Origin of the sequence: Pseudomonas sp. OV226 (genome assembly GCF_003148705.1) — a bacterium.
In the GTDB taxonomy this organism is placed as follows: domain Bacteria; phylum Pseudomonadota; class Gammaproteobacteria; order Pseudomonadales; family Pseudomonadaceae; genus Aquipseudomonas.
This window is the reverse complement of the sequence record NZ_QGGS01000024.1, coordinates 24,120-40,423: the sequence shown is the minus strand read 5'-3', so window position 1 is coordinate 40,423 and position 16,304 is coordinate 24,120. Positions and strand designations below refer to the sequence as shown.

The following is a 16,304-nucleotide window of genomic DNA, read 5'->3' as shown; positions in this document are numbered from 1 at the left end:
GATTACTCCTTGGTGTCTTCGGCTTCAGCCGCTTCCGGGTGCTGATTGTCTTCAGCGACCGCACGCTCGATCAGGGCCGACAGATGCGCGCCACGCACGACGCTTTCGTCGTAGTGGAAGTGCAACTGCGGAACGCTGCGCAACTTCATTTCGCGAGCCAACTGCATGCGCAGGAAACCGGCAGCAGAGTTGAGCACCTTGATGCTTTGCGCGATGTCTTCGGCGTTGTCCTGGCCCATCACGGTGATGAAGATCTTGGCGTGACCGACGTCACGGCTGACTTCAACAGCGGTAATGGTGACCAGACCGACGCGCGGGTCTTTGACTTCACGACGGATCAGTTGTGCCAGCTCACGCTGCATCTGATCGCCGATACGTTGGGTACGGCTGTATTCTTTTGCCATGTCTTGTTACCTGTTACTGCCCCACGGTGAAACCCGAGGGGTCTGAAAGCGGCAAACGCCCGGCCTGACAAAAGCCAGACCGGGCGTTGCGTTTAGAGTCCTGACGCTGCGCCGCGCATCTGCATGCGGCGGCTCGACGTGGCCCTTGAAGTGCGCGAGTTAGAGGCTGCGAGCAACCTGAACCTTCTCGAAGACTTCGATCTTGTCACCGACTTTGACGTCGTTGTAGCTCTTCACGCCGATACCGCATTCCATGCCGGCACGTACTTCGGAAGCGTCATCCTTGAAGCGGCGCAGGGATTCCAGCTCGCCTTCGAAGATAACGATGTCTTCACGCAGTACACGGATTGGACGGTTACGGTGAACAACACCTTCGATAACCATGCAACCGGCGATCGCGCCAAACTTCGGCGAACGGAACACGTCACGCACTTCAGCAGTACCCAGGATGTTCTCGCGAACATCGCTGCCCAGCATACCGGTCAGGGCTTTCTTGACGTCTTCGATGATGTCGTAGATCACGTTGTAGTAACGCATATCCAGACCTTCCTGCTCGACGATCTTGCGAGCGCCAGCATCGGCACGCACGTTGAAGCCGAACAGTACAGCGTTGGAGGCCAGTGCCAGGTTAGCGTCGGACTCGGTGATACCACCCACGCCGCCACCAACAACACGCACCTGCACTTCGTCGTTACCCAGGCCGTTCAAGGCACCGTTCAACGCTTCCAGCGAACCACGGACGTCGGATTTGAGGACGATGTTGAGCGTCTTCTTCTCTGCCTGACCCATGTTTTCGAAGATGTTTTCAAGCTTGCCGGCGTGAGCACGGGCCAGCTTGACTTCGCGGAACTTGCCTTGACGGAACAGAGCCACTTCACGGGCTTTCTTCTCGTCCGACAGCACGCTCATCTCATCGCCAGCGTCCGGGGTACCGTCCAGGCCGAGGATCTCGACAGGGATGGAAGGACCGGCTTCTTTGATCGGCTTGCCGTTCTCGTCGAGCATGGCACGTACACGGCCGTAGTTCGAACCGACCAGCACCATGTCGCCTTGGCGCAGGGTACCGTCTTGAACCAGAACGGTTGCAACCGGGCCACGACCTTTGTCGAGACGCGATTCAACCACGACGCCACGGCCAGGAGCCGATGGAGTCGCTTTCAGTTCCAGAACTTCGGCTTGCAGCAGAACAGCTTCGAGCAACTCGTCCACACCAGTACCGACTTTCGCCGAAACCGATACGAACGGGGTGTCGCCGCCCCACTCTTCCGAGGTCACGCCGTGAACCGACAGCTCGCTACGGATGCGATCGAGATCAGCGCCCGGCTTGTCGATTTTGTTCACTGCAACAACCAGTGGAACACCGGCAGCCTTGGCGTGCTGAACGGCTTCAATGGTCTGCGGCATCACGCCGTCGTCCGCTGCAACCACCAGGATCACGATGTCGGTCGCCTTGGCACCACGGGCACGCATTGCGGTAAACGCGGCGTGACCCGGGGTGTCGAGGAAAGTGACCATGCCGCGATCAGTTTCAACGTGGTACGCACCGATGTGCTGGGTGATACCGCCGGCTTCGCCAGCAGCTACCTTCGCACGACGGATGTAGTCGAGCAGCGAGGTTTTACCGTGGTCAACGTGGCCCATGACGGTCACAACCGGTGCACGGGAGAACGTCTCACCTTCAAACTTCAGGGACTCGGCCAGGGAATCTTCCAGGGCGGTGTCGCTGACCAGGGTCACTTTGTGGCCCAGTTCTTCGGCTACCAGCTGAGCAGTTTCCTGATCAAGCACCTGGTTGATGGTCGCTGGAGTACCCAGTTTGAACATGAACTTGATGATTTCAGCAGCCTTGACCGACATCTGATTGGCGAGATCGCCAACAGTGATGGTCTCGCCAATCTGCACATCACGCACGACAGGGCCGGTTGGGCTCTGGAAACCGTGGGCGTTGCGTTTCTTCAGCTTGGCCTTGCCGCGACCACCACGACGGAAGCCATCGCTTTCTTCGTCGGTAGTACGTGGCGCAACACGTGGCGCAGGCGCTTTCTCTTTGACCGAAGCACGATGCGGAGCGTTTTTGCGCTCGCCATCACCACCGCCGCTGCGACGATTGTTATCGTCGGCACGTGGTTTGTCCGGACGGCGCTGTTCGTTCTGCTTGTTGCGAACGTCAGCAGACGGTGCTGGTGCAGCCGCTACAACCGGCGCGCTTTCACGCACAGGTTCAGCAACTGCAGCAGGCGCTGCAACAGCGTCAGTCGAACCGTTTTGCGCAGCAGCAGGCTGGCGACGCGCTTCTTCTTCGGCGCGACGCTTGGCTTCTTCTTCAGCCTTCTGACGGGCAGCATTTTCTACTGCGCGACGTTCATCCAGTTCGCGTTTGCGCTCGGCTTCGATTTCTTCCGGGCTGCGCTGTACGAAAACTTTCTTTTTGCGGACTTCAACGCTGATGCTTTTGCTGCCAGCAACACGCAGGGTGCTGGTGGTTTTACGCTGCAGCGTGATCTTGCGTGGTTCTTCCACTTTCGCCTTGTGGCTGCTTTTCAAGTGAGTCAGCAACGATTGCTTCTCACTGTCAGTCACACTTTCTTCGGCGGCGGTGTGCGGCAGACCTGCCTCACGCATCTGCTGCAACAGGCGCTCTACCGGTGTTTTGACCTCATCGGCCAGTTGTTTCACCGTGACTTGCGTCATGCACTTCTCTCCTCAGGCCGCGCCTAATTACTCGAACCAGTGGGCTCGGGCGGCCATGATCAACTTGCCGGCACGATCATCGTCAATGCCGTCGATGTCGAGCAGGTCGTCAATAGACTGCTCGGCCAGGTCTTCGCGGGTAATTACGCCGCGCACCGCCAGTTCCATCGCCAAATCCTTGTCCATACCCTCAAGCGAGAGCAGGTCTTCGGCCGGATGGGCGTCTGCCAGCTTTTCCTCAGTAGCGATGGCTTTGGTCAACAAACGATCCTTGGCACGAGCGCGAAGCTCGTTGACGGTTTCTTCGTCAAAGCCGTCGATGTTGAGCATTTCTTCCAACGGTACGTAGGCAATCTCTTCCAGGCTGGTGAAGCCTTCATCTACCAGCACCTGCGCCAGGTCTTCGTCGACTTCCAGCTCGTCGATGAAGTTGCGCAGGATGTCGCCGGTTTCTGCTTGCTGCTTAGCCTGGATGTCCGATTCGGTCATCACGTTCAGGGTCCAGCCAGTCAATTGGCTAGCCAGACGCACGTTCTGACCACCACGACCGATGGCCTGAGCCAGATTGTCTGCGCCAACGGCGATGTCCATTGCATGGGCATCTTCGTCAACGATAATTGCCGCAACTTCAGCCGGGGACATGGCGTTGATTACGAACTGAGCCGGGTTGTCGTCCCACAGGACGATGTCCACACGCTCACCGCCCAACTCACCCGACACTGCCTGGACGCGCGAACCGCGCATACCGATGCAAGCGCCCTGCGGGTCGATGCGTTTGTCCTTGGAGCGGACCGCGATCTTGGCGCGCGAACCCGGATCACGGGATGCAGCCATTACTTCGATCAGGCCTTCAGCAATTTCCGGCACTTCGATGCGGAACAACTCGATCAGCATTTCCGGCGCGGTGCGCGACAGGATCAACTGCGGGCCGCGGTTCTCGGTGCGGATTTCCTTGAGCAGCGCACGCAGACGTACGCCAACACGGAAAGTTTCGCGAGAAATGATGTCTTCACGAGCCAGCAGCGCTTCAGCGTTGTTACCCAGGTCGACAATCACATTGTCGCGGGTCACTTTCTTCACGGTGCCGGAGATGATTTCCCCCAGGCGCTCGCGATAGGCATCAACGACTTGAGCACGCTCGGCTTCGCGAACTTTCTGCACAATGACTTGCTTGGCAGTCTGTGCAGCGATGCGGCCGAACTCGATGGACTCGATCTTTTCTTCGACTACATCACCAACCTTGGCACCAGGATGCGTTTCCGCAACCTTGCTCGGCCAGGTTTCGATGGCCGGATCGTCCAGATCTGCTTCTTCGACGACCGTCCAACGACGGAATGTCTCATAAGCACCGGTGTGGCGATTGATTTCCACACGCAGATCGACTTCGTCCTCGAAACGCTTTTTGGTAGCAGTGGCCAGGGCCAGCTCCAGCGCTTCAAAAATTACGTTTGCCGGTACGCCCTTTTCATTGGATACCGACTCAACAACCAGCAGTACTTCTTTGCTCATCGTACGCCTCGCCTTTCGCAAGCCATTGGATCCGCGGGATCCGCGTCTCAGTCAAAACTGGGAATAATGTTGGCCTTGTCGATCATATCGATCGGCAACAGGAACTCATGGTCTTCCACCTGCACCACGACGTCCTGTTCTTCTACACCGCGCAGAAGGCCCTGAAAGTTGCGTCGTCCTTCAAAAGGCGAGCGCAGCTTGATCTTCACTTGTTCACCGGCAAATTTTGCAAACTGCTCAATAGTGAACAGAGGGCGTTCCATGCCAGGCGAGGAAACTTCAAGGGTGTATTCCACGGCGATTGGATCTTCAACATCCAGGACACCGCTGATCTGACGGCTGACAATGGCGCAATCGTCCACCAGCACGCCGCCCTCTTTATCAATATAAACGCGCAACATCGAGTGACGACCCTGAGCCGAAAACTCGATACCCCAGCATTCATAGCCCAGGGCCACGACCACCGGGGCCAACAAGGCCTGCAACTCTTCTAGCTTGCTCGACACCTGAACCCCCTCGTGCATGTATGTGCATGCTATGCAAAATAAAAAAATGGGCGAAACGCCCATCCTTGAAACGCCGTCGAACAGCGGCGTTGAAAGTGTCCAGCTAACAAAAAGCCCCTTAAAAGGGGCTCCTTAAACTGGTTGCGGGGGCCGGATTTGAACCGACGACCTTCGGGTTATGAGCCCGACGAGCTACCAGACTGCTCCACCCCGCGACAAAGCTGGGGCGGAAGTATACGACCGATCCCCTACAGGGTCAATGTAACCTTCCACCTGCAAGAAAGCCCGCAACAGCGGGCTCTCCTGACTAATTGGTACCGAGAAGGGGACTCGAACCCCTACACCCTATGGGCACAACCACCTCAAGGTTGCGTGTCTACCAATTCCACCACCTCGGCAATACTACGTTTGAAACCCTTCTTACTTCTGCTCTTGAGCTGGAGGCACGTCAGTCGCTGGATTAGCCGACTTTTGCTCTTGAAGCACCGGGACATCATCAGAAGCCGGTTGTTGCTTTGGAACTTCCAACACCGCTGGGTTTGGCAAACCTACTTGAGTCAGCTGGTGAGCTTTCTCTTTAGCAAAGTAACCTAACCCTAAGCTGGTTATGAAGAAACCTGCGGCAAGTATAGCAGTAAACTTACTAAGAAAGGTAGAGGAACCTTGGCTTCCGAACACAGTATTTGAAGCACCTGCTCCGAAAGACGCACCAGCATCTGCACCTTTACCCTGCTGTAGCAATACCAGAGCAACTACGCCCAATGCACCCAGCAGATGAAAAACGACTACGACTGTTTCCAGCATTTTTTCAGTTTCCCGCGGCGCGACAGATCGCACCGAACTCATCTGCATTCAGGGAAGCCCCACCAATGAGACCCCCATCGATATCCGGCATGCCGAACAGTTCGACCGCATTGGCCGCCTTCACGCTGCCGCCGTATAGAAGCCGCACACCTTGTGCGATTTCAGAATTCTTTTCCGCCAACTGCGCCCGAATGGCTGCATGCACATCCTGCGCCTGTTGCGGCGAAGCCGTCAGCCCGGTGCCAATGGCCCAGACCGGCTCGTAAGCGATCACAGCCTTTGCAAACACACCAACACCCAGCTCGTCGATAATGCTGTCCAGCTGAGCTGAGACAACTTCGATCGTTTTCCCAGCTTCACGCTGCTCAAGGGTCTCCCCTATGCACAACACCGGAATCAAGCCAGATGCCTGTGCCGCTGCGAACTTGCGAATCAGCACTGCATCCTGCTCGCCCATTATCTGGCGGCGCTCGGAGTGCCCGACAAGCACCAGGGAACAACCTGCATCCACCAACTGACTCGGTGCAACCTCACCGGTCAACGCACCTTGCTCGGATTCCACCGCAGAGTCCTGCGCGCCGACCGAGATCGACTTTCCTTGCAAGCCATCAATCACTTGATTGATATGCAGGCAAGACGGGAATACCGCTACATCAACACCGCTCGGCAAGGCCAAGTCACGAAGGCCGTTGATCAGCTCAGCGACGCTGGCGCGGGTACCGTGCATCTTCCAGTTACCAGCTACCATAGGGCGACGCATGCTGTACCTCGTCGGTCAAAGTGGGCGCAGATGTTACCCAACACAATCAAGGCTGGCAAGCCGAATTCAGGCAGAAACTTCAGTAACCAGTTTTGCCAGCTCTTCTGCGTAACCACGAACCTGCGTTTCGTCTTCGCCTTCGACCATGACACGTACCAATGGCTCTGTACCGGACTTGCGCAAGAGCACACGACCACGACCCGCCATAGCCTTGGTGACACGGTCGCTGGCTTCCTTAACCGCCGGATGATCGAGCGGGCTGGCACCACCGCCAAACCGGACATTGATCAACACCTGAGGGCACTTGCGAAGCGCTTGACGAGCCTGAGCCAGGCCCTCGGAGCGCCTTTTAAGCGCCATCAGCACCTGCAAGGCAGCAATGATCGCATCGCCTGTAGTGGTGTGATTGAAGCAGACGATATGACCCGAGTTTTCACCACCCACCAGCCAGTTACGCTCCAGCAAGTCCGCGATGACATAACGGTCACCAACATTGGCGCGAACAAAAGGAATCGACAAGTCCGCCAAGGCCAATTCCAGCCCGAGGTTACTCATCAGCGTACCAACCACGCCACCTTGCAGCTTGTCGCGCCCATGCAAATCGCGGGCAATGATGTACAGCAGCTCGTCACCATCAACAATGGCACCGGTGTGATCGACCATCAGGACACGATCACCATCACCATCAAAGGCGATACCCAGATCGGCATGCTCGGCCAATACCGCTGCCTGCAGTTGCCCCATATGAGTTGAGCCACAGTTGTCATTGATGTTCAGGCCATTGGGCTGGGCGGAAAGCACAACGACTTCAGCACCAAGCTCACGGAATACACTAGGTGCAACCTTGTAGGTCGCGCCATGGGCACAGTCGATCACGATCTTCAGCCCAGTGAAGCTGGTGCCGGTCGGAACGCTGCTCTTGCAAAATTCGATGTAGCGACCCGATGCGTCGTTGATTCGCGAGACTTTACCGATTTTGCTCGACTCAACCACGGTCATCGGAGTATCTAGCAACTCTTCGATCATCAGCTCGATATCGTCCGGAAGCTTGGTACCTTTCCCGGAGAAAAACTTGATGCCGTTGTCGTCGTGAGGGTTGTGCGAGGCACTGATCACGATACCGGCTTCAGCATGAAATGTGCGCGTCAGGTACGCGATCGCCGGAGTTGGCATCGGCCCCAGGAGCATCACATCAGCACCTGCCGACGTCAGACCGGCCTCAAGCGCGGACTCAAACATGTAACCCGAGATCCGGGTGTCCTTGCCAACCAACACCTTGCAGGCGCCCATTTTGCGGAACGCCATACCAGCAGCCCAGCCCAGCTTGAGCATGAAGTCAGGAGTAATCGGGTATTCACCGACACGGCCACGAATACCGTCAGTACCAAAGTATTTTTTGCTCATAAGTGCTCCATCATTCTTATTCGGCTGATTCCACCGCGGCGATCATCCGCACCACGTCCACTGTTTCGGCTACATCATGGACGCGCAATATACGCGCCCCCCTGGCCGAAGCCAGCGCCGCAAGAGCCAAACCACCGTACAAGCGCTCTCCAACCGGACGATTCAAGGCCTGACCAATCATGCTCTTTCGCGAAACCCCGACCAACAGGGGCCGCCCCAAGGCATGCAGGGCTTGCATATGCTTAAACAAGCTTAGATTGTGCTGCAAGGTCTTCGCGAAGCCAAAACCCGGATCCAGAATAATCCGCTCTGGCGGGATACCCACCGATGCACACAGCACCATGCGCTCGGCGAGAAACTCGCCTACCTCCCTGGTTACGTCCTGATAGTGCGGATCATTCTGCATGTCGCCCGGCTCGCCGAGCATGTGCATCAGACACACCGGCAGCCCGGTAGCCGCCGCAGCGTCCAGGGCACCGTCCCGACGCAGCGAACGCACATCATTGATCAACCCCGCACCCAACCGCGCAGTCTCACGCATGACCGCTGGCGTGGAGGTATCGACAGAAATAATCACATCGAGCTCGCGATTGATTCGCTCAACGATAGGCGCTACGCGCTCCAGCTCCTCAAGCGGTGAAACCGCACGGGCACCAGGGCGGGTCGATTCGCCACCGACATCAATCAGCGTCGCACCCGCCGCCACCATCGACTCGGCATGACGCAGCGCAGCATCGAACTGACTGTATCGGCCACCATCAGAAAAGGAATCGGGTGTGACATTGAGGATACCCATGACATGCGTCTGGGCCAAATCAAGAACCCGGTTGCCGCAAGGCAACCGGGTCGAAGACGGAACAAAAGTCATTTCAAACCTTATACGTCAGCAGCCGGACCGCCGATCGGTGTTTCCGGACGCTCATCCTGCACCACCGGAGGTGTACCGGAAGTACCGGTGCCACCCGACCAGTCACGAGGCTCGCGAGGCGCACGACCCGCCATGATGTCATCGATCTGATCGGCATCGATCGTCTCGTACTTCATCAAGGCATCGGCCATGGCATCAAGCTTGTCACGGTTGTCCGTGAGAATCTGTTTGGCCGTACCGTAGCACTGGTCAATGATGCTGCGCACTTCGGAGTCGATCAGCTTGGCTGTCTCACCAGAGAAACTTGCACTCTGGCCGCCACCGCCGCGACCGAGGAATACTTCACCCTCTTCTTCGGCATACATCAATGGACCGAGTTTTTCCGACAGGCCCCACTTGGTGACCATGTTCCGCGCGATCTGGCTGGCACGCATGATGTCGTTGGACGCACCTGTGGTGACACCATCGAAACCCAAGGTCATTTCTTCAGCGATACGACCACCGTACAGCGAGCAGATCTGGCTGATCAGCGCGCGCTTGGACAGGCTGTAACGGTCTTCTTCAGGCAGGAACATGGTCACACCCAGCGCACGACCGCGCGGGATGATCGAGACCTTATAGACCGGATCATGCTCAGGCACGACACGACCAACAATTGCGTGGCCAGCTTCGTGATAAGCGGTGTTCTGCTTTTCCTTCTCGGACATGACCATGGATTTGCGCTCGGCACCCATCATGATCTTGTCTTTCGCCAGCTCGAACTCTTTCATTTCAACAATGCGCTTGCCGGCACGTGCAGCGAACAACGAAGCTTCGTTCACCAGGTTAGCCAAGTCAGCACCGGAGAAACCTGGTGTACCACGCGCGATCACCGCTGGAGCAACATCGTCACCCATCGGCACTTTACGCATGTGCACCTTGAGAATCTGTTCGCGACCACGAATATCCGGCAGACCGACCACAACCTGACGGTCGAAGCGGCCTGGACGCAGCAACGCAGGGTCCAGTACGTCCGGACGGTTGGTTGCCGCAATAACGATGATGCCGTCATTCATTTCAAAGCCGTCCATCTCCACCAGCAACTGGTTGAGAGTCTGCTCGCGCTCATCGTGACCGCCGCCCATGCCGGCGCCACGATGGCGACCGACGGCGTCGATTTCGTCGATGAAAATGATGCATGGCGCATGTTTCTTGGCCTGCTCGAACATATCGCGAACACGGCTGGCACCGACACCAACAAACATTTCAACGAAGTCGGAACCGGAAATGGTGAAGAACGGTACTTTCGCTTCGCCGGCAATCGCCTTTGCCAGCAAGGTTTTACCGGTACCCGGAGGGCCGACCATCAGCACACCACGAGGAATACGGCCGCCCAGGCGCTGGAATTTGCCCGGATCACGGAGAAACTCGACCAATTCGCCGACTTCTTCCTTCGCTTCGTCGCAACCGGCAACGTCAGCCAGAGTGGTTTTCACCTGATCTTCAGAGAGCAGGCGCGCCTTGCTCTTGCCGAAGCTCATCGGCCCACCCTTGCCACCGGCTCCGCCCTGCATCTGCCGCATGAAGAACATGAACACGGCGATGATCACCAGGATCGGGAAGCTTGCGACCAGGAGTTGAGTCCAGATGCTTTGCTGTTCAGGCTGCTTGCCCTCGACCACGACGTGGTTGTCCACGAGGTCGCCGATCAGACCGTTGTCCTGGATTGCCGGACGAATGGTCTTGAAGCTGTCGCCATCGGTGCGTTTACCGGTAATCACGTAGCCGTCAACCGCTACGCGCTCGACCTTGCCATCCTTGACCTGCTGGATGAAGTCGGAATAGTTGAGGGTCTGCGGCTCGTTAGGGCTGGAGAAGTTGTTCATCACTGTCACCAGGACAGCCGCGATGATCAACCACAGGATCAGATTCTTTGCCATATCGTTCAATTAACTACCCTCTGAAGCAAGCTCCGCTAATGGCGCGCGCTTCGCATGATATTCACCGGCCTAACTTACTACATTACCTACGGCTCTGGCAGGCGCCGTCTGTAACCCTTTGTGAAACACTTTCTACACAATATTCGCTAATGCTCACGGGGCGAAATACGAAAAACCTATCGCCCCGCCAAAAAAACCTCGTTTTACTCACTACGCCCGCGGTAACCCCAAGCCAACATGTATTGCTCGCGGGAACTGCCACGAGAAGAGTCTGGCTTGATCATCTGAATCTTGTCGAATTTCCGACGAGCATCCTTCAGGTAAACATCAAACCCTTCGCCCTGAAAAATCTTGATCACGAAATTACCACCTGGCTTGAGTATCCGTTCCGCCAAATCAAGCGCCAGCTCGCAAAGAAACATGGCTTTTGGCATGTCCACTTCAGGCGTACCACTCATATTGGGGGCCATATCGGAAATCACAAGGTCCACCTGCGAATTACCCACGGCTTCAAGGATCCGCGCGAGCACTCCGTCCTCGGTGAAGTCACCCTGGATGAAAGTCACGTCCGGAATGCTGTCCATTTCCAGAATGTCCGAGGCGATCAGGCGCCCCTGACCACCGATCAGACGGCTAGTCACCTGCGACCAACCCCCGGGCGCCGCACCCAGGTCGACAACGCTCATGCCGGGACGGATCAGATTGTATTTCTCCTGGACCTCCAGAAGTTTGTAACTCGCACGCGAGCGGTAGCCATCCTTCTGCGCCTGCTTCACATAGGGATCGTTGACATGTCTTTTCAGCCAACCAAGGCTTGTCTTGGAACGCGCCATTGGGCACCTCGATGATAAGGGTCGTGATTAATTGGGCGGATCCACGAGCCCTCGGGTAAAATGGCCGCCATTTTACAGAATCCAGACGAAAGGGTCAGATTATGCCGCTCACTCAAGAGCAGAAGAAACAGTACAAATCCATTGGCCACCATCTGAAACCAGTTTTGATTGTGGCTGACAACGGTTTGACTGAAGGTGTGTTAGCCGAATTTGAACGCGCTTTGGCGGATCACGAGCTGATCAAAATCAAGCTCAACATCCTCGATCGCGAATCGCGCCTGGCGACCATTGCAGAACTCTGCAAGGTTGGCAAAGGGGATCTGGTTCAAGTCATCGGCAAGATGGCACTGATTTACCGCAAGAACTTCAGCGTCAACAAGCAGCTGTCGAACGTCCATCGCTTCAAGTGATGACAAGGGTCAAGGGTGTGCCTCGCGCACCCTGCCACTCCCTCCTGGCACCGGTTGTAACACCAGCAGCAGCCCGGAAAACCCCAACACCAGATAGCTGAACACCTGCCAACGCACCGCATCCGGCCAAGCAAAGCGCACCGCGAAAAACATCGCACACGCATACAGCGCCACCAGCAGCAGTTGCCCGCGAATATCGCGCCATAGACTGGCAAGGCCCTCGGTCTGAACCAGCACCAAAGCCTGAAAAATCACACACGCTGCGGCAAATCCCACCATCAGCGCATTCAGCATGCCTGCAATTTCGTCGATCAGCAGCGGCGCGAGGCCTATTTGACCCAGCGCCGGCGCCAGACCGATGTGTAACAGCCACAGGCCGCCAACCCACAACATCTGAGTCAGCTGCCAACCCATCGCGCCCGCACGTAGCGGGCGCAGGTCTTTAGATGTGGCGAACTTCGACAATCTCGTACTCGATGACGCCGCTTGGCGTTTTCACCGCCACCACATCACCCTCTTCCTTGGCAATCAAGGCGCGGGCCAGTGGCGATCCAACCGAAATCTTGCCCAGTTTGAAATCAGCCTCGTCTTCACCAACGATGTGGTAAGTCACGCGCTCATCCGTCTCAACGTTGGCAATCTCAACGGTGGTACCGAAAATCACTTTGCCTGTGTGAGGAATGCTCGTAACGTCGATGATGACCTGATTCTGAATCCGGCCTTCGATGTCACGAATACGCGCCTCGACCATACCCTGCTGCTCACGAGCAGCGTGGTATTCGGCGTTTTCCTTCAAGTCACCCAACTCGCGGGCCGTACCGATGTCCTGGCTGAGCTTCGGACGGACGACCTTGGTCAGGTGAGTATGTTCTTCTTCCAGGGCGCGAGCGCCCTGAACAGTCATTGGGTACTTGGTTATGCTCATGCCTTCAATCCTGCGTGTAGATCCTGCAAGCGGCGCACGGTCTTCTCGGGACCGAACTTCAGCGCTTCGCAGATAGCTTCGCCAGCAGCAATAGTCGTGGTGCAGTAGATCTTGTGCTGCAAGGCATTACGACGAATGGAGTACGAATCAGCGATCGACTGACGGCCTTCGGTGGTGTTGATGATCAGGGTGACTTCGTCATTCTTGATCATGTCGACCACGTGCGGACGACCCTCGGTCACCTTGTTCACACGACGCACTTTCAGGCCTGCGGCTTCGATCAGCTTGGCAGTACCGGCGGTGGCAACCACTTCGAAGCCCAAGTTGATCAGATCACGAGCCACGCCTGCAACCAGTGGCTTGTCGTCATCACGCACGCTGATGAATGCGGTACCGCCGGTCGGCAGCACTTCGCTGGCGCCCATCTGGGCCTTGGCGAATGCTTCGCCGAAGGTATCGCCCACGCCCATCACTTCACCGGTGGACTTCATCTCTGGGCCCAGGATCGGGTCCACGCCAGGGAATTTGGCGAATGGGAACACCGCCTCTTTCACGCTGTAGAAGTTCGGAATGATTTCTTTGGTGAAACCGATTTCTTTCAGGGTTTTACCAGCCATCACGCGAGCGGCGATCATGGCCAGGGAAACACCGATGCACTTGGACACGAACGGTACGGTACGGGAAGCGCGCGGGTTGACTTCGATGACGTAGATGTCTTCGCCTTGCAGCGCCAACTGAACGTTCATCAGACCGACAACGCCGAGTTCCAGGGCCATTTTCTTGACCTGTTCGCGCATCTCGTCCTGGATGTGAGCAGGCAGCGAGTACGGCGGCAGGGAGCACGCGGAGTCACCGGAGTGAACGCCAGCCTGCTCAATGTGCTGCATGATCGCTCCGATCACCACGTCGGTGCCGTCGCAAACCGCATCCACGTCCATTTCGATGGCGCAGTTGAGGAAGTGGTCGAGCAGCACAGGGCTGTCGTTCGACACTTTCACCGCATCACGCAGGTAGCGCTTGAGCTCTTCTTCTTCGTAGACGATTTCCATCGCGCGACCGCCCAGTACGTAGGACGGACGAACCACTAGCGGGTAACCGATCTTGGTGGCAGCACGAATCGCTTCGTCTTCGCTGCGCACGGTGGCGTTTGGCGGCTGACGCAGGTTCAGACGCTCGACCATTTGCTGGAAGCGCTCACGGTCTTCGGCGCGGTCGATGGCATCAGGGCTGGTACCGATGATTGGTACGCCGGCTTCTTCCAGGGCACGCGCCAGTTTCAGCGGGGTTTGGCCGCCATACTGGACGATCACGCCTTTGGGCTTCTCGACGCGAACGATTTCCAGCACGTCTTCCAGGGTAACCGGTTCGAAGTACAGGCGATCGGAAGTGTCGTAGTCGGTGGAAACGGTTTCCGGGTTGCAGTTGACCATGATGGTCTCGTAACCGTCTTCACGCAGAGCCAGTGCCGCGTGTACGCAGCAGTAGTCGAACTCGATACCCTGGCCGATACGGTTTGGACCGCCGCCCAGGATCATGATCTTGTCGCGGCCCGACGGCGCGGCTTCGCACTCTTCCTCGTAGGTCGAGTAGAGGTAAGCGGTGTCGGTGGCGAACTCGGCCGCGCAAGTGTCAACGCGCTTGTAGACCGGGAAGATTTCCAGCTTGTGACGGTGACGACGCAGAGCCTTCTCGGTCACGCCCAGCAGCTTGGCCAGACGCATGTCGGAGAAGCCTTTGCGCTTGAGGCGGAACATCAAGTCGCGATCGATGCTGGTCAGACCGAGGGTCTTGACCTTCTCTTCTTCTTTGATCAGATCTTCGATCTGTACCAGGAACCACGGATCGATCATGTTCATGCCGAAGATGTCTTCGACCGACAGGCCGGCACGGAAGGCGTCAGCCACGTACCAGATGCGCTCGGCGCCCGGCACGGTCAGTTCGCGCTTGAGCACGCTCATGCTTTCCGGGTTGCTCAGGTCGAGCTTCTCGTCCAGACCGCAAACGCCCACTTCCAGACCGCGCAGGGCTTTCTGCAGGGATTCCTGGAAGGTCCGGCCGATGGCCATGACTTCACCGACCGACTTCATTTGAGTGGTCAGGCGTGCGTCGGCTTTCGGGAACTTCTCGAAGGCAAAACGTGGCAGCTTGGTCACGACGTAGTCGATGGACGGTTCGAAGGACGCAGGCGTAGCGCCGCCGGTAATTTCGTTCGACAGTTCGTCGAGGGTGTAGCCGATCGCCAGCTTGGCAGCGATACGCGCAATCGGGAAACCAGTGGCTTTCGAGGCCAGTGCCGAAGAGCGGGATACACGCGGGTTCATCTCGATCACGACCATACGACCAGTGTCCGGGCAGATGCCAAACTGAACGTTGGAGCCGCCGGTTTCCACGCCGATCTCACGCAGTACCGCCAACGAGGCGTTACGCATGATCTGGTATTCCTTGTCCGTCAGGGTCTGTGCTGGCGCAACAGTGATCGAGTCACCGGTGTGCACGCCCATCGGGTCAAAGTTTTCGATGGAGCAAACGATGATGCAGTTGTCCTTCTTATCGCGGACAACCTCCATCTCGTATTCCTTCCAGCCGATCAGGGATTCGTCGATCAGCAGCTCTTTGGTCGGAGACAGGTCCAGACCACGGGCGCAGATTTCTTCGAACTCTTCACGGTTGTAAGCGATACCGCCACCGGTGCCGCCCATGGTGAAGGAAGGACGAATGATGCACGGGAAGCCCAGGCGCTCGAGAACGGCGTTGGCTTCTTCCATGCTGTGGGCGATACCCGAACGCGGGCAGTCCAGGCCGATGGACTTCATCGCCTTGTCGAAGCGAGAACGGTCTTCAGCCTTGTCGATGGTGTCCGCGTTGGCGCCGATCATCTCTACGCCGAACTTCTCCAGGACGCCTTCGCGCTCCAGGTCCAGTGCGCAGTTCAGAGCGGTCTGGCCGCCCATTGTTGGCAGCAGCGCATCCGGACGCTCTTTCTCGATGATTTTGGCAACGGTCTGCCACTTGATCGGCTCGATGTAAGTCGCGTCGGCCATGTCCGGGTCGGTCATGATGGTCGCCGGGTTGGAGTTCACCAGGATGACGCGGTAACCCTCTTCGCGCAGGGCCTTACAGGCCTGGGCGCCGGAGTAGTCGAATTCGCAGGCCTGGCCGATAACGATCGGGCCAGCGCCGAGAATCAGGATGCTTTTAATGTCTGTACGTTTTGGCATGGGTTTGTCACTCAAATCCGCAGGTCAGTCGGCAAGCCGTCTTGTTCAATCTT

14 protein-coding genes and 2 tRNA genes are annotated in these 16,304 nt (G+C 57.2%); 1 reads left to right on the top strand and 15 read right to left on the bottom strand.

Going from position 1 to position 16,304, the window contains the following annotated elements; genetic code table 11:
- Nucleotides 1-2: 2 nt before the first annotated feature.
- From rbfA to rlmE, 12 genes are all read right to left on the bottom strand, one after another.
- The gene (gene rbfA, locus C7534_RS26955) at nt 3-404 is read right to left on the bottom strand and encodes a 30S ribosome-binding factor RbfA (protein ID WP_109787600.1); all 402 of its coding nucleotides are present in this window, start codon (nt 402-404) and stop codon (nt 3-5) included.
- A 159-nt stretch (nt 405-563) separates the two neighbouring features.
- The gene (gene infB / locus C7534_RS26950; protein ID WP_109787599.1) at nt 564-3,095 is read right to left on the bottom strand and encodes a translation initiation factor IF-2; all 2,532 of its coding nucleotides are present in this window, start codon (nt 3,093-3,095) and stop codon (nt 564-566) included.
- Nucleotides 3,096-3,122: 27 nt separating this feature from the next.
- A complete protein-coding gene (nusA, locus tag C7534_RS26945; protein ID WP_007900474.1) occupies nt 3,123-4,604 on the bottom strand; it encodes a transcription termination factor NusA in 1,482 nt (493 codons plus the stop codon).
- A 47-nt stretch (nt 4,605-4,651) separates the two neighbouring features.
- On the bottom strand, nt 4,652-5,110 hold the full coding sequence (rimP, locus tag C7534_RS26940; protein WP_010463487.1) for a ribosome maturation factor RimP: 459 nt from the start codon (nt 5,108-5,110) through the stop codon (nt 4,652-4,654).
- 138 nt (nt 5,111-5,248) lie between these two features.
- Nucleotides 5,249-5,325 (bottom strand) — tRNA-Met (locus tag C7534_RS26935).
- A gap of 97 nt (nt 5,326-5,422) precedes the next feature.
- Nucleotides 5,423-5,508: transfer RNA gene (locus C7534_RS26930), tRNA-Leu, on the bottom strand.
- Nucleotides 5,509-5,530: 22 nt separating this feature from the next.
- Nucleotides 5,531-5,914, bottom strand: a complete 384-nt coding sequence (gene secG, locus C7534_RS26925; protein WP_109787598.1) for a preprotein translocase subunit SecG — start codon at nt 5,912-5,914, stop codon at nt 5,531-5,533.
- A gap of 4 nt (nt 5,915-5,918) precedes the next feature.
- Nucleotides 5,919-6,674, bottom strand: coding sequence for a triose-phosphate isomerase (gene tpiA / locus C7534_RS26920; protein ID WP_109787597.1), 756 nt, complete (start codon nt 6,672-6,674; stop codon nt 5,919-5,921).
- A 66-nt stretch (nt 6,675-6,740) separates the two neighbouring features.
- Nucleotides 6,741-8,078, bottom strand: a complete 1,338-nt coding sequence (gene glmM / locus C7534_RS26915) for a phosphoglucosamine mutase (RefSeq protein ID WP_109787596.1) — start codon at nt 8,076-8,078, stop codon at nt 6,741-6,743.
- 16 nt (nt 8,079-8,094) lie between these two features.
- Complete coding sequence (gene folP / locus C7534_RS26910) at nt 8,095-8,946, bottom strand: dihydropteroate synthase (protein WP_109787595.1); 852 nt, start codon at nt 8,944-8,946, stop codon at nt 8,095-8,097.
- 8 nt (nt 8,947-8,954) lie between these two features.
- On the bottom strand, nt 8,955-10,865 hold the full coding sequence (gene ftsH, locus C7534_RS26905) for an ATP-dependent zinc metalloprotease FtsH (RefSeq protein ID WP_046031926.1): 1,911 nt from the start codon (nt 10,863-10,865) through the stop codon (nt 8,955-8,957).
- Nucleotides 10,866-11,068: 203 nt separating this feature from the next.
- The gene (gene rlmE / locus C7534_RS26900; protein ID WP_109787594.1) at nt 11,069-11,698 is read right to left on the bottom strand and encodes a 23S rRNA (uridine(2552)-2'-O)-methyltransferase RlmE; all 630 of its coding nucleotides are present in this window, start codon (nt 11,696-11,698) and stop codon (nt 11,069-11,071) included.
- 101 nt (nt 11,699-11,799) lie between these two features.
- On the opposite strand from rlmE, the gene C7534_RS26895 reads away from it, so the two are divergent.
- Nucleotides 11,800-12,108 carry a YhbY family RNA-binding protein gene (locus C7534_RS26895; protein WP_046031924.1) on the top strand — a complete coding sequence of 103 codons (309 nt, stop codon included), beginning with the start codon at nt 11,800-11,802 and terminating at the stop codon, nt 12,106-12,108.
- Nucleotides 12,109-12,117: 9 nt separating this feature from the next.
- Here the strand turns inward: C7534_RS26895 and C7534_RS26890 are convergent, their stop codons facing one another.
- Genes C7534_RS26890 through carB form a run of 3 tightly spaced genes read right to left on the bottom strand, consistent with a single transcriptional unit; the run spans nt 12,118 to nt 16,251 of the window.
- Nucleotides 12,118-12,522: an MFS transporter gene (locus C7534_RS26890; RefSeq protein ID WP_109787593.1), complete on the bottom strand. Its 405-nt coding sequence runs from the start codon at nt 12,520-12,522 to the stop codon at nt 12,118-12,120.
- 28 nt (nt 12,523-12,550) lie between these two features.
- Entirely contained in the window at nt 12,551-13,027 is a 477-nt protein-coding gene (greA, locus tag C7534_RS26885; protein ID WP_046031963.1) for a transcription elongation factor GreA, read from the bottom strand.
- Between the two features lie 2 nt (nt 13,028-13,029).
- Nucleotides 13,030-16,251 (bottom strand): carbamoyl-phosphate synthase large subunit, encoded by a 3,222-nt coding sequence (gene carB / locus C7534_RS26880; RefSeq protein WP_109787592.1) that lies wholly within the window; start codon nt 16,249-16,251, stop codon nt 13,030-13,032.
- Nucleotides 16,252-16,304 lie beyond the last annotated feature (53 nt).